General features: G+C 62.4%; 17 protein-coding genes. 8 read left to right on the top strand and 9 right to left on the bottom strand.

The genetic code is table 11. The features are described from left to right. Positions 1-26: 26 nt before the first annotated feature. Positions 27-1,193, top strand: coding sequence for an acetyl-CoA acetyltransferase (locus AC0NIL_RS24960; protein WP_473573890.1), 1,167 nt, complete (start codon positions 27-29; stop codon positions 1,191-1,193). 25 nt (positions 1,194-1,218) lie between these two features. Next, positions 1,219-2,223, top strand: a complete 1,005-nt coding sequence (locus AC0NIL_RS24955; RefSeq protein WP_013532676.1) for an asparaginase — start codon at positions 1,219-1,221, stop codon at positions 2,221-2,223. Here the strand turns inward: AC0NIL_RS24955 and AC0NIL_RS24950 are convergent. Then, positions 2,216-3,592 (bottom strand): TIGR03808 family TAT-translocated repetitive protein, encoded by a 1,377-nt coding sequence (locus tag AC0NIL_RS24950; RefSeq protein WP_275953685.1) that lies wholly within the window; start codon positions 3,590-3,592, stop codon positions 2,216-2,218. The two genes, AC0NIL_RS24955 and AC0NIL_RS24950, sit on opposite strands and share 8 nt — an antisense overlap. A 121-nt stretch (positions 3,593-3,713) precedes the next feature. Between AC0NIL_RS24950 and greA the strand changes: the two genes are divergently transcribed. Further along, the gene (gene greA / locus AC0NIL_RS24945) at positions 3,714-4,187 is read left to right on the top strand and encodes a transcription elongation factor GreA (protein ID WP_013532674.1); all 474 of its coding nucleotides are present in this window, start codon (positions 3,714-3,716) and stop codon (positions 4,185-4,187) included. 32 nt (positions 4,188-4,219) lie between these two features. On the opposite strand, the gene AC0NIL_RS24940 is transcribed toward greA, so the two are convergent. From AC0NIL_RS24940 to AC0NIL_RS24930, 3 genes are read right to left on the bottom strand one after another with little or no spacing between them, the layout of a single operon-like run. Continuing rightward, positions 4,220-4,444: an AbrB/MazE/SpoVT family DNA-binding domain-containing protein gene (locus AC0NIL_RS24940; RefSeq protein ID WP_024505550.1), complete on the bottom strand. Its 225-nt coding sequence runs from the start codon at positions 4,442-4,444 to the stop codon at positions 4,220-4,222. Positions 4,445-4,504: 60 nt separating this feature from the next. Next, positions 4,505-6,628 carry a methylmalonyl-CoA mutase gene (gene scpA, locus AC0NIL_RS24935; RefSeq protein ID WP_013532673.1) on the bottom strand — a complete coding sequence of 708 codons (2,124 nt, stop codon included), beginning with the start codon at positions 6,626-6,628 and terminating at the stop codon, positions 4,505-4,507. Beyond that, on the bottom strand, positions 6,625-8,067 hold the full coding sequence (locus AC0NIL_RS24930) for a methylmalonyl-CoA mutase subunit beta (protein WP_024505548.1): 1,443 nt from the start codon (positions 8,065-8,067) through the stop codon (positions 6,625-6,627). Before AC0NIL_RS24930 ends, scpA begins: the two co-directional genes overlap by 4 nt. 348 nt (positions 8,068-8,415) lie before the next feature. Between AC0NIL_RS24930 and AC0NIL_RS24925 the strand changes: the two genes are divergently transcribed. Beyond that, on the top strand, positions 8,416-9,963 hold the full coding sequence (locus AC0NIL_RS24925) for a helicase HerA-like C-terminal domain-containing protein (RefSeq protein WP_013532671.1): 1,548 nt from the start codon (positions 8,416-8,418) through the stop codon (positions 9,961-9,963). A 32-nt stretch (positions 9,964-9,995) separates the two neighbouring features. Here the strand turns inward: AC0NIL_RS24925 and AC0NIL_RS24920 are convergent, their stop codons facing one another. Then, positions 9,996-10,820, bottom strand: coding sequence for a L,D-transpeptidase (locus AC0NIL_RS24920; RefSeq protein WP_013532670.1), 825 nt, complete (start codon positions 10,818-10,820; stop codon positions 9,996-9,998). A gap of 170 nt (positions 10,821-10,990) precedes the next feature. After that, positions 10,991-11,653, bottom strand: coding sequence for a haloacid dehalogenase type II (locus AC0NIL_RS24915; RefSeq protein WP_024505547.1), 663 nt, complete (start codon positions 11,651-11,653; stop codon positions 10,991-10,993). A 157-nt stretch (positions 11,654-11,810) separates the two neighbouring features. Between AC0NIL_RS24915 and AC0NIL_RS24910 the strand changes: the two genes are divergently transcribed. The 4 genes from AC0NIL_RS24910 (at position 11,811) to AC0NIL_RS24895 (ending at position 14,949) form a co-directional block, all read left to right on the top strand. After that, positions 11,811-12,689, top strand: a complete 879-nt coding sequence (locus tag AC0NIL_RS24910; protein WP_024505546.1) for a branched-chain amino acid aminotransferase — start codon at positions 11,811-11,813, stop codon at positions 12,687-12,689. Positions 12,690-12,795: 106 nt separating this feature from the next. Continuing rightward, positions 12,796-13,395 (top strand): superoxide dismutase, encoded by a 600-nt coding sequence (locus tag AC0NIL_RS24905; protein ID WP_013532667.1) that lies wholly within the window; start codon positions 12,796-12,798, stop codon positions 13,393-13,395. Between the two features lie 156 nt (positions 13,396-13,551). Continuing rightward, positions 13,552-13,992: a c-type cytochrome gene (locus tag AC0NIL_RS24900; RefSeq protein WP_013532666.1), complete on the top strand. Its 441-nt coding sequence runs from the start codon at positions 13,552-13,554 to the stop codon at positions 13,990-13,992. 9 nt (positions 13,993-14,001) lie between these two features. Next, the gene (locus AC0NIL_RS24895) at positions 14,002-14,949 is read left to right on the top strand and encodes a cytochrome c (protein ID WP_127370988.1); all 948 of its coding nucleotides are present in this window, start codon (positions 14,002-14,004) and stop codon (positions 14,947-14,949) included. Between the two features lies 1 nt (position 14,950). Here AC0NIL_RS24895 and AC0NIL_RS24890 read toward each other — a convergent pair whose 3' ends face one another. The 3 genes from AC0NIL_RS24890 to AC0NIL_RS24880 form a co-directional block, all read right to left on the bottom strand. Beyond that, positions 14,951-15,358 carry an SET domain-containing protein gene (locus AC0NIL_RS24890; protein ID WP_013532664.1) on the bottom strand — a complete coding sequence of 136 codons (408 nt, stop codon included), beginning with the start codon at positions 15,356-15,358 and terminating at the stop codon, positions 14,951-14,953. Between the two features lie 157 nt (positions 15,359-15,515). Then, a complete protein-coding gene (locus AC0NIL_RS24885) occupies positions 15,516-16,142 on the bottom strand; it encodes a LysE family translocator (protein ID WP_024505543.1) in 627 nt (208 codons plus the stop codon). Then, positions 16,139-18,262 (bottom strand): S9 family peptidase, encoded by a 2,124-nt coding sequence (locus tag AC0NIL_RS24880; RefSeq protein WP_275953682.1) that lies wholly within the window; start codon positions 18,260-18,262, stop codon positions 16,139-16,141. Before AC0NIL_RS24880 ends, AC0NIL_RS24885 begins: the two co-directional genes overlap by 4 nt. Between the last annotated feature and the right edge of the window lie 161 nt (positions 18,263-18,423).

Genomic DNA, 18,423 nt, shown 5'->3' with positions numbered 1-18,423 from the left:
GGCCGGCGCCAAGGATGGAGACCGCCATGACCGCATGCATCGTCGGATGGGCGCATTCGCGCTTCGGCAAGCTTGAGGGCGAAACGCTCGAAAACCTCATCGTCAAGGTGGCAACGGACGCGCTCGACCATGCCGGCATCGGTCCCGACGAGGTCGACGAGATCGTGCTCGGCCACTTCAACGCCGGTTTTTCGGCGCAGGATTTCACCGCCAGTCTGGTGCTTCAGGCCGACGACCGGCTGCGCTTCAAGCCGGCGACGCGTGTCGAGAACGCTTGCGCCACCGGATCGGCGGCGGTCCGCCAGGGCATCCGCGCCATCGACGCGAATGCCGCTCGCATCGTGCTGGTGGTCGGCGCGGAGCAGATGACGACGACGCCGGGGCCGGAGATCGGCAAAAACCTGCTCAAGGCGTCCTATCTGCCCGAGGACGGCGAGACACCCGCGGGTTTCGCCGGCGTCTTCGGCAAGATCGCGCAGGCCTATTTCCAGCGTTATGGCGATCAGTCGGATGCGCTGGCCATGATTGCCGCCAAGAACCACAAGAACGGCGTCGACAATCCCTATGCGCAGATGCGCAAGGATTTCGGCTATGAGTTCTGCCGCCAGGAGAGCGAGAAGAACCCCTTCGTTGCCGGTCCTCTGAAGCGCACCGACTGCTCGCTGGTCTCCGACGGCGCCGCCGCCCTTATCCTTGCCGACACCGGCACGGCGCTGAAGATGCGCCGTGCCGTTGCCTTCCGCGCCAACGAACATGTGCAGGATTTCCTGCCGATGTCGAAGCGCGACATTCTGACCTTCGAAGGCTGCGAGCAGGCCTGGAACCGGGCGCTGAAATCGGCCGGCGTGACGCTCGACGATCTGTCCTTCGTCGAAACGCATGACTGCTTCACCATTGCCGAACTGATCGAGTACGAGGCGATGGGCCTTGCCAAGCCGGGAGAGGGGGCGAAGCTGGCGTTGGACGGCACAACGGCCAAGGATGGTCGCCTGCCGGTCAATCCATCCGGCGGGCTGAAGGCCAAGGGCCATCCGATCGGCGCCACTGGCGTGTCCATGCATGTCTTGACCGCCATGCAGCTTGTCGGTGAGGCCGGCGGCATCCAGGTGCCGGGCGCAAAACTGGGCGGCATCTTCAATATGGGCGGTGCGGCGGTCGCCAACTACGTTTCCATTCTCGACCGGATCAGATAAACCGCCCGCATTTGCGGGAGGTGACATGACAAATCCGGTTCTGATCGAAGTCTTGCGCGGCGCGATCGTCGAGAGCGCGCATCGCGGCTCAGTCGCGGTCTTCGATGGCGACGGCAAGCCCGTGTGGGAGATCGGCGATACGGCCAAGCCGGTGTTTCCGCGCTCGGCGGTCAAGGCGATCCAGGCCTTGCCGTTGGTCGAAAGCGGGGCGGCGGATGCCTATGGTTTCGGCAACCGCGAACTGGCGCTCGCCTGCGCCTCCCACTCGGGCGAGCCGGCACATGTCGACCTTGCGCGATCCATGCTGGCCAAGGCTGGGCTGGACGGATCGGCGCTCGAATGCGGCACGCATTGGCCATCCAATCATGACGCCGAGATTGCGCTCGCCCGCGCCGGCGGCTCGCCGAACGCCTTGCACAACAATTGTTCCGGCAAACATTCCGGCTTCCTCTGCACCTGCGTCCACGCCGGCATTGCGCATCGCGGCTATGTCAAGCCGGGACACGGCCTGCAGGACATGGTGCGCGACGCCATGCAGTCGGTGACGGGCGCTGTCCATGGTGAGGACCAGCGTGCCATCGACGGCTGTTCGATCCCGACCTACGCGGTGCCGCTCAGGAGCTTCGCGCTCGGCTTTGCCCGCATGGCCACGACATCAGGTTTTGGCCCAGAGCGAGCCAAGGCTGCAAAGCGGCTGCTTTCCGCCTGCATGGCCGAGCCCTTCTTCGTTTCCGGCAGCGGCCGCGAAGACGTCGCGTTGATGGAGGCCGCACCAGGGCGGATTTTCACGAAGGGCGGCGCCGAAGGCGTCCATTGTGCCGCAATTCCGGAACTTGGCCTCGGCATCGCACTCAAATGCGATGATGGCGCCGGCCGCGCCGGCGAAGCCATGGTTGCCGCCGTCCTTGCCAAACTGTTGCGTGCCGACGAGGCCTTGGCGGCGAAGCTGCTCGAATTGGCAAACACGCCCATCGAAAATCGCAACGGTGCCAAAGTCGGAGCGCTGAGGCCGACGGCAACTCTCAAGTGACGTGATTGCGCTCGACGGTCAGATGCGCGTAGCCGCTACCGTTTGACGAGGCGAGATCGCCTGTCGCGGGCTCCGCCCAGCGCTGGCCGACAACCGCACCGTTCAGGGCGCCGTCGATGACATTGTCTGAAATGACGGCCGTACCGGCGCCCTCGACCACGGATACGACGATCCCGGTTCCTGCCTTGCGGATGATGTTGCCGGTGGCGACGACATTGCGCAGGTACGGGCCCCAGCCGATCTGCATGCCATAGAGTGGCGCGTTCTCGATGACATTGTTGGAAACGGTGGTGTCGGCCTCAACGCCGATGCCGACGCCAAATCCCGGCGAGTCGGCGGGGTAGGGGCCGCTGGTCGACAGATTGTGCACGATGTTGCCGGAACAGACGCCCATGCGGCCGCCTTCGTTGAAATTGACGATCGAGATGCCGTTGGCGGCGCCGTCGACGATGTTGTTGCTGATGATGGCGCCTTCGAACGAGAACTCGGAATAGATCGCCGTTTCGCCAGAGCGCGAGCAGGTGTTGCCCGATATCTGCAGGTTGCTGGCGCTGTTGGCACGGATGGCCGAGAAGGCGCAGTCCGAGACGATGTTGCCCGAGATGACGACATTGCCGGCGCGAAAGGCATTGATGCCGTTGCCGTTCTGCCCGGTTCCGCCGCTGCGTGCCTGGATCCCTTGGACGCGGTTGCCGGTGACCATGGTGCCGTCTTCGGCCACCTGCCAGCGGTGTACGAGGATGCCGCCATTGGCGCAGTCGGAAACGGTGTTGCCCGTGATGGCCAGCCCGCCGGCTTCGACCGAATAGATGCCGGCATCGGCGGCGCCCGATATCTCACAGCGCTCGATCCGGCCGATCGCGTGTTCCAGCGCCAGCCCGTTCTTGCCGCTGCCGGTGATCTGGCAATTGTCGATGGCGAGGTGCGCGACACGGCGCAGATCGAGCAGCCCTTGCGTGTAATCGCCCATCGCGCGGTTCGAACCATCGAAGACCAGCCCGCTCAGTTCGATATGGTCGGCCTGTTCGGCCATGAACAGGTGGCCGTCACCGCCGTAAACGATGCGCGTCGCGCCCGGCACGCCGGAAAGACGTACGCGGCCGGGCAGCGAAAGATTGGAGACGACATAGGTGCCGGGCGGCAGGAACACCGGCATGTCGCGGCTGTTTGCGTCACGCAGCAGTTTGGCGAAGGCCTTGCTCTGATCGTCTGATGTGCCGGGCTGCACGCCGAGTTCGGTGGCATTGATCGAGCCGCGCATCGAGGCTTTCTCGATGCCGCTCAAGCTTGCGGCTACCGCCTTGCCGAGCGCAAGCCCCATGACGGCAAAGCCGGCGGTTCCAGTCAGCAGCGTTCGTCTGTTCAACATCGGCACAAAATCCCAGCGTTCAACCTTGGCGTCGCAGGAATCGTGCCAGACGGTTTGCCTCTCCTCGGGACGGAAACGACAATGGCTTGTCGAGCAGCCTCTGCGGGCCTAAGTTCAGGAAATGAGCAGAGCTTTCACCCGCGAGGAAGACAGCGAAAATGCCATCGCCGGTGTCGGTGAGCGGCCGGTCAGCCAGCATCGCAATCTGGTGACGGAACGCGGCCTGGCGCAGATCGAGGAAAATCTGGCCGATCTGCGCGACATACTGGCGAAGGCCGAACGCAAAGCCGACCGCGAGCGCATAGCGGTCGTGTCGCGCGATCTGCGTTACTGGACCGCCCGGCGCGAAAGCGCCGAACTCTCGGTGCCGGAGCCGGGCAGTGACGTTGTGCGCTTCGGCATGGGCGTCACGATCGAGAGCGATGACGGCAAGAAGGTGCATTGGAAGATCGTCGGCGAGGACGAGGCTGATCCCACCAAGGGCAGCATTTCGCATGTTTCGCCAATGGCTGTCGCCCTGTTCGGCAAGAAGATCGGCGACTTGGCCAGCGTCAACGGCAAGGAGTGGGAAATCGTCAAGTTGTCCGAGAGCTAGGACGTCTCAAATCCGCCGCACTGATTGGCGGGTCATTTGGCGAGTTTCTGAAGCCCGACCTGATATTTGTCCATGACCTCGCGCGCGGCCTTCATCTGCCGTTCGAACCTGTCGGCCACCGGTCTTAAAATGATGCCGTGATCAGTTTCGATGATCTGGAGCTGATCGCCCGATTGCAGATTCAAGCTGTCCAGCATTTCCCGTGGCAAGATCAGGGCATCTGATCCGTCGTCGAGCTTGTGGATGGTCGTCTTCACGGTTACCGCACCTTGGTTGCAGTGTCAGTCTAGCACAACCTTTTCAGAGATACAGCAGTCCTAGTCCGTGGCCAGGAGGCGGTCCAGCAGGCGATCCGCTGCCTCTGGAATGACTGTGCCCGGCGGGAAGATCTCGGCAGCGCCGGCTTGCCGCACCGCGTCATAGTCCTGCGGTGGGATGACGCCGCCGGCGACGATCAGCATGTCGCCGCGGCCGAGCTTTTTAAGCGCGTCGCGCAGTTCGGGGATCAGCGTCAGATGTCCCGCCGCCAGCGACGAGGCGCCGACGATGTGGACGTCCTGTGCGACCGCCAGCCTGGCGATCTCATCCGGTGTCTGGAACATCGCGCCGACGGTGACGTCGAAGCCGAGATCGGCGAAGGCCGTAGCGATGACCTTCTGGCCACGGTCGTGGCCGTCCTGGCCCATCTTGGCGACGAGAATGCGCGGCTTGCCGCCGGTCTTCTTCTCGAAGGCGTCAAGCTTGTCCTGCAGCCCGTCGACCACGGGATGATCGCCAAGCGCCTTGCGATAGATGCCGGAAATGGTCTGCACCGTAGCGACGTGGCGCCCAAACGCCCTTTCCAACGCGAATGAAATCTCGCCGACCGTTGCATTGGCGCGCGCGGCTCGGATGGCGAATTCCAGCAGGTTTTCATTGCCTTGCGCGGCACGGGTCAGCGCATCGAGTGCGCTTTCGACGGCGGCGACGTCGCGCGTGCCCTTCAGCCGTTGCAGCTTCGACAATTGCCGGGCCCTGACCTCGGCATTGTCGATCTTCAGCACGTCGACCTCGATGTCGGTCTCGGGCCGATGGGCGTTGACGCCGACCAGCATCTGCTCGCCGGAATCGATCCGCGCCTGCGTGCGCGCGGCAGCTTCCTCGATGCGCAGCTTGGGAATGCCCTGTTCGGTCGCCGCCGCCATGCCGCCGAGCGCCTCGACCTCCTCGATATGGGCAAGCGCGCGCGCCGCCAGATCATGCGTCAGCCGTTCAAGATAGGCCGAACCGCCCCACGGGTCGATGATGCGCGTGGTGCCGGATTCCTTTTGCAGGATGAGCTGGGTGTTGCGGGCGATCCGCGCCGAATGGTCGGTCGGCAGCGCCATCGCCTCGTCGAAGGAATTGGTGTGCAGCGATTGGGTGTGGCCCTGCGTTGCAGCCATTGCCTCGATCATGGTGCGGACAATGTTGTTGTAGGGATCCTGCGCCGTCAGCGACCAGCCAGAAGTCTGGCAATGGGTGCGCAGCGACAACGAGCGCTCGTCCTTGGGCGAAAAATTCTTCTGCATCAGGGTCGCCCACAACAGGCGCGCGGCCCGCAGCTTGGCGACTTCCATGAAGAAATTCATGCCGATGGCCCAGAAGAAGGACAGGCGCGGCGCGAAGCGGTCGATGTCGAGGCCGGCCGCGACGCCGGCGCGAGCATACTCGATGCCATCGGCGATCGTATAGGCGAGTTCAAGGTCGGCCGTCGCGCCGGCCTCCTGCATGTGATAGCCGGAGATCGATATCGAATTGAACTTCGGCATGTTCTTCGATGTGTACGAGAAGATGTCCGACACGATCCGCATCGAGGGCTTTGGTGGATAGATGTAGGTGTTGCGGACCATGAACTCCTTCAGAATGTCGTTCTGAATGGTGCCGGCGAGATCTTTCTGCGCAACGCCCTGTTCTTCCGCCGCGACAATGTAGAGCGCCATGATCGGCAGCACCGCGCCGTTCATCGTCATCGATACCGTCATCTCGCCGAGCGGAATGCCGTCGAAGAGCTGCCGCATGTCGAGAATGGAATCGATGGCGACGCCAGCCATGCCGACATCGCCGGCAACGCGCGGATGATCGCTGTCATAGCCGCGATGCGTGGCGAGATCGAAGGCGACCGACAGGCCCTTTTGACCAGCGGCAAGGTTGCGTCGGTAAAATGCGTTGGATTCTTCGGCCGTCGAGAAGCCGGCATATTGCCGGATCGTCCAGGGCTGCTGGACATACATGGTCGGGTAGGGGCCGCGCACGAAGGGCGGCAGGCCGGGATAGGTGTCGAGATGCGGCAACCCCTTGAGGTCGCTTTGATTGTACAGATGCTTGGCGACGAGCCCTTCCGGCGTGGTCCGCTGGCCTTTGACCTCGACGGGAGCGCGGCGTGGCGGGACCCAGCCGATCTGGCCGAAGTCCGGGATCAAGAGCCGGCTCCGATCGATTGGTCGATGCGGACTGGAAACAGCGCCTCGCAGACGGCAACGCCTTCGGTGAAGGCCGGCCGCCGTTCCGCCGCCAGCGTCTCGACCGGACGTTCGTCTTTCGATGGATAGAGCGTGGTGCCGATGATGGCCCGTTGGCCTGTGCGGTAGGCTGCATTGCGCTGCTCCGCAGCTGCGTGGACGCGCTTCTGGATGCGTCCGTCCTGAAGGCTGGACAGGACACCGCCCTCGGCTTCGATCGTCTGCAATTCCGCCCACGCCAACTCGCACAACTCCGCGGTCAACGCCTCGACGGCGCCGGAACCATAGGCGGGATCGGTGACATGATCGATATGGCTTTCATTGGCCATGATCAGCTGCGTGTTGCGGGCAACACGACGGGCAAAACCCGCCGGCAGACCATGCGCGATCGTGTGCGGCAGGATGGAGATCGAATCGGCGCCGCCGCACGCCGCGGCAAAGCATGCAATGGTGGTGCGCAGGATGTTGGTCTCCGGATCCATCGCCGTCATCATGCGAAAGGACGTCTCGGCATGGATATTGGCGGTGGATGTCGGGATCGAACAAGCCTCCTGCACCCGCGCCCATAGCCTGCGCAGTGCTCGCATCTTGGCCGTCGACAGCAACTGGTCCTGGTCGACGCTGAGCGCAAAACCGATATGCGGTGCGGCATAGACAAGCGGCTGCCGCGCCGTCTCGAACATTCTGAGATAGGAGACAGCCGAAGCCAGCATGATGCCAAGTTCCTGCGCTTCCGTCGCGCCGGCATTGTGGAACACGCGCCCGTCAGCTTCCAGCAGCACGCCCGGAACGCCCATCGCGAAGAAATGCGCCAGCGACTGCGGCATAGAGGCCTGCAGCGCCTCGATCGACATGCGCAGCCGACCGGTTCCCGCGAAGATCGCCGCTGGATCGATGCCGAAGGAGAGGTTGAGTTTTGCCGGGTCCGACCGCCGCTTGCTCAGGAATGCGACCAGCCAGTCGGCCACGGCGCGGCTCCAGGGATGGGCGTCGATGCGAACCTGGATGCGGTTGAGCGGTATGCCGTCCAGCACCGCCTCCAGCGCCTCCGCCGTTCTCGGCAAGCCGTAGCCGAACGCGTTGGGCGCCCCTTCGAAGACCAGCGACAATCCCGTGGCACCCTGTGCAACATCCTCCAGCGCTTGGCTTCTGGCACGGTCGATGTCCGGATCGTCGATGCGCTGGCTGACGATCCATGGCGATTTCGGGTTTGTACGCACGATCGGTTCCGCCGCGGTGCTGCGGTCGTAGAGCGGTTCGATACGAATGTTGTCGTCGCTGTGCGAGACCAGCTTTTCCTCGAAGGAAGCGCCTGCCAATGCCTTTTCCGCCAAGGCGAGCCATCGCTGACGCTCGGCGTTCTCGGGTTCCACGTCCTGGATCAAGGCTCCGGCGCCCATCCGTCCTCCTCGTTTCATGCGGCCGCACCAGCCGGGAGCGGTTCAGTCTACGGTCCCCGGTCCGATATCGCAATGCAATGCGCTTTCAGAGACCGGATTCGATCCATCAGATATAGGTCAGTCCGCGTGGACGACGATTGCCAAACAGCGGCAAAATCCGCAAGCTCCAAAAACCCGATCTGAACGAATGGGGCCGATTTGGGCGAATGGCCCGGATTTGGACGAATGGCCCCGATTTGGACGAATGGCCCCGATTTGGACGAATGGCATTGTCGCTGTGCAATGGCCTCACTATACCTGCGGCAAGGCCACTGGCTTTAGACACATCAGTTTGCGGAGACCGGACATATGGCTGACGAGACCAGTATTTTCATCGGCGCCAGCCGAAAGCCCGACGACAGCTATCAGCGTGCCGAGCAGTTGTTGCTGCGATATGGGAATCGTCACGGCCTGGTGACCGGCGCCACCGGCACCGGCAAGACCGTCACCTTGCAGATCCTGGCCGAAGGATTTTCCAACGCCGGCGTGCCGGTGTTCTGCGCGGACATCAAGGGTGATCTGTCGGGCATCGCGATGATGGGCACGGCACAGGATTTCCTCGTCAAGCGGGCCGAACAGGTCAAGCTCGATCCGTATGACTTCCAGGAATTTCCCGTTATCTTCTGGGACTTGTTCGGCGAGCAGGGTCATCCGATCCGCGCCACGGTCTCGGAAATGGGGCCGTTGTTGCTATCGCGCCTGATGAACCTGACCGAGGCGCAGGAAGGCATCATGAACATCGCCTTCCGCCTGGCGGATGAGGAAGGTCTGCTGCTGCTCGACATGAAGGACCTGCAGGCGCTGCTCGCCAACATCGCCGAGCGCGCCGACGAGATCGGCTCGCGCTATGGCAACGTGACGAAGCCATCGGTCGGGGCTATCCAGCGCACGCTGCTGGTCCTCGAACAGCAGGGGGCCGCAAACTTCTTCGGCGAACCGGCACTGCGTATCGCCGATATCATGCGCACCACCCGCGACGGACGCGGCGCCATCAGCGTGCTTGCCGCCGACAAGCTGATGATGAATCCGCGGCTCTACGCGACCTTCCTGCTATGGCTGATGTCGGAGCTGTTCGAGGTGCTGCCGGAAGTCGGCGACCCCGACAAGCCGAAGCTGGTGTTCTTCTTCGACGAGGCGCATCTTCTGTTCGACGAAGCACCCAAGGTGCTCATCGATCGCGTCGAGCAGGTCGTCCGACTGATCCGCTCGAAAGGCGTCGGCGTCTATTTCGTCACCCAGAACCCTTTGGATATCCCTGAAAAAGTCCTGGCCCAGCTCGGCAATCGCGTCCAGCACGCGCTGCGCGCCTATACACCGCGCGAGCAGCAGGCAGTCCGGACGGCGGCCGAAACGTTCCGGCCAAATCCCGATTTCGACTGCATGACCGCCATTACACAGCTTGCCACTGGCGAGGCGCTGGTCTCGACGTTGGAAGCCAAGGGTGTTCCGTCCATGGTGCAGCGGACACTGATCCGCCCGCCATCCTCGCGGCTTGGGCCCATAACGGCCGCTGAGCGGCAAAAGCTGATCCAGGAAAGCCCGGTCGCCGGCCAGTACGATCAGGCCGTCGATCGCGAATCGGCTTTCGAAATGCTGCAGAAAAAGGCCAAGGACGCGCAGGATGCCGAAGAGCAGGCCCAGCAGGCCGGCAGCGGCGGCTCGCGCTGGACCATTCCGGGCTTCGGCAATGACGATCCCGCGCCGCAATCCGGTGGCAGGCGCACATCTGCACCGCGCCCGTCCAACCGCCAGACGGTCGCAGAGGCGGCGATCAAGTCGGTGGTGCGCTCGGTCGGCTCCTCGGTCGGTCGGGCAATCGTGCGCGGCATTCTGGGGAGCTTGTCGCGCGGGCGGTGACTGGAGGCAGCGGGCGCCGCTGCCTAGTCAGCTCAGAAAATCGAATTCGTGATCGCCTTGACCGGTCCAAGCAGCACCGAACCGTCCGGCACGCCGGCATCGATCGGGATCGCCTGTCGGTTGGCCGTCGCCACCATGGGTTGGCTGGCGTCGCTGGTCACGATGACCGGCGTCTTCGAGGGCACGCGATCATAGAGGTCGATAATGTCCTGGTTCATCAGACGCACGCAGCCTGACGACACCGACTTGCCGATCGAGCGCCACTCCGGCGAGCCGTGCAGACGGTAGAGCGTGTCGACATTGCCCTGGAACAGATAGAGCGCGCGTGCACCGAGCGGGTTCTTCAGGCCGCCGGGCATGCCGCCATTGTCGGCGCTGTAGGGTTTCAGTTCCGGCTGGCGGGCTATCATTTCGTCCGGCGGCGTCCATTTTGGCCATTTCTGCTTCCACTGAACGACGGCGTCGCCGGACCATTCGAAGCCGGCGCGGCCAAGGCCGACACCGTAGCGTATCGCCTGACCGCCTGGACGAACCAGATAAAGGAAGTGGCCGGTCGTATCGACGACTATGGTTCCCGGCTTCTGTCCCGTCGGGTCGGGAACGATCTGACGCAGGAATTGCGGATCGATCTTGTCGACTGGGATGGCCGGCAAATCGAAGCCGCCGTCGCTGACTGCTGCATACATCGTCACATAGTCCGCCAGAGGCGGCTCGACATAGGTTGGTGGCGGCGGCTCGACCGGACCCGGCCCGGTGGTGGCGCATGCGGAAACCGCGATCGAAGCGGCGCCCAGGGCTGCGGCATTGAGAAAGCCGCGACGGCTCAGGCGAAAAGATTCGATTTCGGTTATGGACATGGTTGCCTTCTTTAAGTCTCAAATCGCAACAAGGCGTGAATTCGCCGACAGTTACGCGGGTGCCTGACAACACCTGGGGCGATAGGCGGTTCCGATTCTGGCCCGAACGTGGGCAAAGAAAGGCGAAGCTGTGACCAGGCTGCTACTGTGGCGCCAGAGACACAGGTCTCTTAGCTGCCGGGCACAAGGGCTTCGAGCGACGGCAGGATCAGGGCCGGTGGGAAGTCCCGGTATTCTTCGGGCTGGTTGGAGCGGTTGATCCACACCGTGCGAAAGCCGAATTTGGTGGCGCCTGCAATGTCCCAGCGATTGGACGACTGGAAGGAAACCGCGCCGGGGTAGAGGCGCCAGCCGGTGGCGACCATGTCGTAGACCGCCGGATCGGTCTTGAAGCGCCGCACCGTATCGACGGAATAGATATCGTCCAGAACCTGGTCGAGCGCGGCGGATTTGACCGCCGCCTGCAGCATTTCGGGCGAGCCGTTGGACAGGATCGCCAGCCTCGCTCCCGAAGCCTTGAGCGCCTTGAGCACGGCCGGCACTTCCGGATAGCAATCGAGCCGCCAATAGGCATCCAGCAATATCGCCTTGAGACCGGGGTCGGCCGAGGGAACCTTGCGCAAGGCGAAATCGAGCGCCTGTTCGGTCAGTTGCCAGAAATCGGCATAGGCGCCCATCAGCGTGCGCACCCAGGAATATTCGAGCTGTTTGGCGCGCCAGATCTCGGACAACAATTGGCCGTCCGGCCCGATCCGGTCGGCATGACGGCGCACGGCGGCATGCACGTCGAACAGCGTGCCATAGGCGTCGAAGACATAGGCGGCGTATTGCATGACAGCAGTTTTGAGGGCAGGCGCGACAAGGTGCAAGCTTTGATTGCATTGCGCCCCGGCACTGGCCCCAACAAAACTCCATGATGCCGGTTGACGGCGCCCGCCAAAGCATCTTCCAATGGCTGTCACACGAGACCGATTGAGACGGGACGAGATGATGACACTGGCGGCTGCGGCGCAATCCACGACATGGACTTTCGTCGACGGTGATTGGCACGAAGGCAACGTCGCCATTCTGGGGCCGCGCAGCCACGCCATGTGGCTCGGCACCAGCGTCTTTGACGGCGGCCGCTGGTTCGAAGGCGTGGCGCCGGATCTCGACTTCCACGCAGCCAGGGTGAATTCCTCGGCGATTGCGCTCGGCCTGAAGCCGAACATGAGCGCCGACAAGATCGTCGGGTTGACATGGGATGGGTTGAAGAAGTTCGACGGCAAGACGGCGGTCTATATCAGGCCGATGTACTGGGCCGAGCATGGCGGCTATATGGGCGTGCCGGCCGATCCCGCCTCGACGCGCTTTTGCCTTTGCCTCTATGAATCACCGATGATTCCGGCGACTGGCTTTTCGGTGACCGTGTCGCCGTTCCGGCGTCCGACCATTGAAACCATGCCGACCAACGCCAAGGCCGGCTGCCTTTACCCCAACAACGGTAGGGCCATTCTCGAAGCCAAGATGCGCGGCTTCGACAACGCAATGGTGCTCGATATGCTGGGCAACGTCGCCGAGACCGGAACCTCGAACATCTTCCTGGTCAAGGATGGCCACGTCTTTACGCCTGCGCCGAACGGCACCTTCCTATCCGGCATCACCCGCTCGCGCACGATAGCGCTGCTCGGCGAATATGGCTTCAGGACCACGGAAAAGACGCTGTCGGTGCGCGATTTCCTCGAAGCAGACGAAATTTTTTCGACCGGGAACCATTCCAAGGTGGTGCCGATCACGCGCATCGAGGATCGCAATCTGCAACCCGGGCCGGTGGCCAAAAAAGCGCGCGAACTCTATTGGGATTGGGCGCATTCGACTTCTGCTGTTTGAGCGGATAAAAAGGCGATCGACGCTTCATCCGGAGTTGTCCCAACCCATTCCAGACCTATCTTACTCCGGTATCGACACCGGATTTTTCCACGAGGGAGTACTATCCATGGCCTTTGAATTGCCCGCTCTGCCTTACGACTATGAGGCCTTGCAGCCTTACATGTCGAAAGAGACGCTGGAATATCACCACGACAAGCACCACAAGGCGTATGTCGATAACGGCAACAAACTCGCCGCCGAGGCCGGCTTGGGCGATTTGTCGGTCGAAGAGGTGGTCAAGCAGTCGTTCGGCAAGAATGCCGGCCTCTTCAACAATGCCGCCCAGCATTACAACCACATCCATTTCTGGAAGTGGATGAAGAAAGGCGGCGGCGGCAACAAGCTGCCGGGCGCCTTGCAGAAGGCAGTCGATAGCGATCTCGGCGGCTACGACAAGTTCAAGGCCGACTTCATTGCCGCTGGCACGACACAGTTCGGCTCCGGCTGGGCCTGGGTCTCGGTCAAGGATGGCAAGCTGGCGATCTCCAAGACACCGAACGGCGAAAACCCGCTCGTCCATGGCGCGTCGCCGATCCTCGGCGTCGATGTCTGGGAGCACTCCTACTACATCGACTACCGCAACGCCCGGCCGAAATATCTCGAGGCGTTCGTCGACAGCCTGATCAACTGGGACCATGTCCTGGAATTGTACGAAAAGGCGAAGTGATCGATTTCCAGAAGCCCCGGTATCACCCGGGGCTTTTCTTTTCTGCGTCCCGCAAGAGCAAAGGTCCGGCAAAAATCATCAGGGGGAAGGGAATTTTCCCTCTGTAACATCCGTTGACGTCCTGTCCCGAAATGCCTTCATCATGGAGCCAATTGAATGAGAAAGCTTGTTATCGCCATCTCTATGCTCGCACTCGCGGCTTCGGCGGCCTTTGCCGACCCGATCCTCGACCGGCAGGCACTGATGAAGGAACGTGGAAAGATCGTCGGCGGCCTGTCGAAAGTGGTCAAGGGCGAGGAGCCGTTTGATGCCGCCGCGGTGCTGACGGCGCTGCAGGCGCTGCATGCGAATGCCGAGAAAGTCGACGTCGACGCGCTGTTTCCGGCGGGCAGCGACACAGGCGGCGATACCACTGCGTCGCCGAAGATCTGGGAAGACATGGCCGGCTTCAAGGCCACCAACGCCAAATATGTCGCCGACGTCAAGGCCGCGGCCGCTGCCGCTCCTGCCGACGTCGATGCGTTGAAGGCGCAATTCGGCGCCATCGGCTCCGATTGCGGCACCTGCCACCAGACCTACCGGGTGAAAAAAGGCTGATAGCGGGCGATGCCCTGGCTAAAGAAACTCGTCGGCGCCATCGTCATCCTCGGCGGCGTCGGCGCGGTTGCCGGGTGGGTCGGGTCGGCGCCGGTGAGGCTCGACAGGGAGACCCTGGCCAAGCTCGGTCCTGGCGACGCAGCCAGGGGCAAGCGCATTTTTTATGCCGGCGGTTGTACATCCTGCCATGCAAAGCCGGGCTCACAGGGCGATGCGCGGCTTCAACTCGTGGGCGGTCTCGAGCTCAAGACGCCGTTCGGAACCTTCGTGCCGCCCAACATTTCGCAAGACGCTAAGGACGGCATCGGCGCATGGTCGGTCGAGGACCTCGCCAATGCCATGCTGAAGGGCGTGTCGCCTTCGGGCCGACACTTCTATCCGGCGTTTCCCTATGCGTCCTACGCGCGCATGAATCCGGCCGACATTGGCGATCTCTATGCCTTCCTCAAGACGCTGCCGGCCGTCGCCGGCAAGGCGCCTGCAAATTCGCTCGGTTTTCCCTTCAACATTCGTCGCGGCATCGGCCTGTGGAAATTGCTCTATCTTAGCGACCAGCCTGTCGTTCCATTTCCCGCTGGCACGCCCGATCCGGTCATGGCCGGCCGCTATCTGGTCGAGGGGCCGGGCCATTGCGGCGAATGCCACACGCCGCGCGACCTCGCAGGTGGTACGAAAAAGAACGTGTGGCTGGCCGGTGCGGTGGCTGCCGAAGGCAGCGGCGTCGTGCCGAACATCACATCGGGCGAGGGCGGTATAGGCGATTGGTCGGAAGCCGACATCGCCAACTACCTCGAAACCGGCTTCACGCCCGATTTTGATTCCGTCGGCGGCGCCATGGTCGACGTGCAGCGAAACATGGCCGAGCTGGCGCCGCAGGACCGTGCTGCCATCGCCGCCTATCTCAAGGCGATACCCGCGCATCCAAACGGCTATCCGGCCCGCAAGAGGGCGAACTAGTCTAGATCGAGTCTGCGGATGACAGGTGGCGGTCACCGAGAAAATCGAAGCCCGTTTCGAAAAAATGGTTGTAGTTGCAGGTCAACTCTTCGCCAGGCGCGATGTCGCGCAGCGCAAAACTCTCCTCGGGTGAGGAGACGTCGCAATTAGGCTCGTCGGCATGGTTCATGTAGCGCGCGTCGTCGGCTTCGAAGACGATGTAGTTCGGATCGCGGCGGTCAGGATAGGAGTAGCGGTCGAGATAGCTCTTCACCGGGCCGGCCGCCCGCTCATAAGTCTCGACCTCGATGAGCCGATCGAACCTTGGGTCTAACTTCCAGATCAGAGTACCGCGAGGAATGTGGTTCTTGGCAAAGACGCCGATTCCCTGGATGGGTGATTTGTCGAGATAGACGTCGACGAGCAGCATAATGAACCTTTACGCGATTGGAGGCTGTCAGGCCGGGAAAAGCCGCGCACTGGGTAGCGCGCGGTCGTCGCAATTGCGAGTGAAAATGAGCGACGGGAGCTTCAAAAAGTCCTGACACCCAGCCCTCTGGAAAGGGTGCGTCGATTATCGTCCAGAGTCAGCGTTGCTGCAGCGCGAGACGGACGCCCAAAGCGCAGTAGATGCCGCCGACAACTTTGCCCTGCAATCGTAACACCGACGGATTTCGGCGCAGGAACGTGCCGAGCCGGCCAGCGCTCACGGCAAAGACGACCGTGCTGAAAAGGCCCAGTATGACGAAGATGACCCCCAACGCGGTCATCTGAAGCATCACCGATCCGTTTTCAGGCCGCACGAACTGAGGCAGAAAAGCGAGGAAGAACAGAGCGGTCTTGGGGTTGAGCACTTCGGTCAGGACAGCCTGTCGAAACGCCTTGCCGGCGGAGATCGCGAGCGCACCGGCCGCCGGGTTGGCCGGTGTTTTCTCGATGATCGCGCGAATGCCGAGATAAACCAGGTAGGCCGCGCCGATGTACTTGATGACGCTGAACAGCGTCGCCGACGCGGCGATGATCGCCGAGATGCCGATCATGGCCATGACGGTATGAAAGACGTCGCCGGCAGCGATCCCGGCGCCCGTCGCGATGCCGACCTTGGTTCCGGAACTCGTTGCCCGGGCGATCGTCAGCAGGGTGGCGGGGCCTGGAATGAAGACGAAGCCGAGCACGACCGCGATGTAGGCGATCAGGGTGGTCAGGTCGATCATTTGTTGGTTGCTCCCGTAAGCTGCGCCTTGCCCATCACTTTCAGCGCGAAGGAGTAGGTGTAGGCGATCTCTTCCAGCCGCGAAAACCGGCCGGAAGCGCCTGCATGGCCGGAATCCATATTGATCTTGAACAGAACCGGATTGTCGCCGCTCTTGCGGTCGCGCAGCCGGGCCACCCATTTGGCCGGTTCCCAATAGGTGACGCGCGGATCGGTGAGACCGGCCAGCGCCAGGATCGGCGGATAGTCGTGATCAGAGACATTGTCGTAGGGCGAATAGGCAGCGATCGTCCGATAGTCGTCGGCGGACGCGATCGGGTTGCCCCATTCGGGCCATTCCGGCGGCGTCAGTGGCAGGGTCGCATCGAGCATGGTGGTGAGCACATCGACGAAGGGAACCTCGGCGACGATGCCGCCAAAACAATCCGGCGCCATGTTGGCGACGGCACCCATCAGCATGCCGCCGGCCGAACCGCCTTGCGCGACGATACGGTCATGCGCCGTGTAACGCTCGGTGACCAGATGGCGCGCGACGGCGATGAAATCGGTGAACGTGTTCATCTTGTTCTCCCGCTTGCCGTCATCGTACCAGCCATAGCCCTTGTCCTTGCCGCCGCGAACGTGAGCAATGGCGAAGACAAAGCCGCGGTCGACCAGCGAGAACCAGTTGGTGTTGAAGGCGGCCGGCACGGTGATGCCATAGGAGCCGTAGCCGTAAAGCAGGCAAGGTGCGGATCCGTCCAGCGGCGTGTCGCGATGATGCAAAAGCGAGATCGGCACCAGTTCGCCATCGCTGGCCGGCGCCATCAGCCGCCGCGTGACATAATGGTCCGCATCATGGCCGGACGGCACTTCCTGGGTCTTCAGCAGCACCCGCTCGCGGGTGCGCATGTTATAGTCGAACACCTGCGCGGGCGTCGTCATCGACGAGTAGGAAAAGCGCATGATCTCGGTGTCGTACTCATAGGAACCCGACAGGCCGAGCGAGAAGGCCTCCTCGTCGAGGGACAGAAGATGCTCCTCGCCGCTGATACGGTCGCGCACCACAATGCGCGGCAGGCCTTCCTTGCGTTCGAGCCGGACCATGTGGTCCCTGAAGCCGATCACCGACAGGATCAGCCGGCCGGGCTCGTGCGGCACCAGTTCCTGCCAGTTGGCGCGCACGGGATCGCTCGCCGGCGCCGTCATGATCTTGAAGTCCTTGGCGCCGTCGGCATTGGTCAGGATGAAGAAGATATTGCCGCCTTCTTCCAGCTCGTATTGAAGGCCAACCTCGCGCGGCGACACCAGTTTCGGTTCGGCAAACGGATCGTCGGCGCGCATCAGGCGGTATTCCGAAGTCTCGTGATCGTTGATGCCGATCATGACCCATTCGTTGTTGCGGGTGCCGTCGACATTCATGAAGAAGCCGGGATCGGTTTCCTCATAGATCAGCCGGTCGCTGTCCGGGCTGTCGCCCAGCGCATGGAACAGTACCTTGGACGGGCGATGGTTGGGATCGAGACGCGTGTAGAAGAAGCCGTCATTGCCTGCGTTCCAGACGCCTGAACCGCCGGTGTCGGGGATCTGGTCGGCAAGCTCCTTGCCATCGGCAAGGTCACGCACGCGAAGCGTGTAGAATTCGGAGCCCTTGTCGTCGAATGCCCATAGCAGCTTGGCGTGGTCGGCCGAATGGTCGACACCGCCAAGACGGAAATAGGCCTTGCCCGCGGCCTCCGCATCGCCGTCGAGCAGGATATGCTCGGCGCCGCCGTCGCGCGACATGCGGAAATAGCGCGGCTGCTCGCCACCAAGTTTAAAGGACGAGCCGTAGGCATAGGGCCCATCCTTCATCGGCACGGAAGAATCGTCTTCCTTGATACGGCCCTTCATCTCCTTGAAAAGCTGCATTTGCAGTTCGACCGTATCGGCCATCAGCTTCGACTGGTAGGCATTCTCCGCCTCGAGTTCTGCGCGGATCCCCGCATCGAGCAATGACGGGTCGCGGAACATCTCCTGCCAGTTATCGGCCCGTAGCCAGGCATAGTCGTCGGTTCGCGTGATGCCGTGATGCGTGTCGGAAACCGGCCGCTTCTCGGGCGTTGGCGGGCTGACGATCGGAAATATGGATGTCTTGGTCATTGCGTCTCGCTTTGCCAGTATCTTCAATGGGCCAGTATCTTCAATGGGCCAGTATCTTGAAGGGCCATCTCGAATGGAGAAATATCTTGAATGGCAAATGAACACGCCGATCAGGGCAGGTTCAAGAGCCGGAGCGTATGGGTTGTGTCGGCTCCAGGAGA

This window comes from Mesorhizobium sp. WSM1343 (genome assembly GCF_055901535.1).
This window is presented reverse-complemented; position numbering and strand designations above follow the sequence as displayed.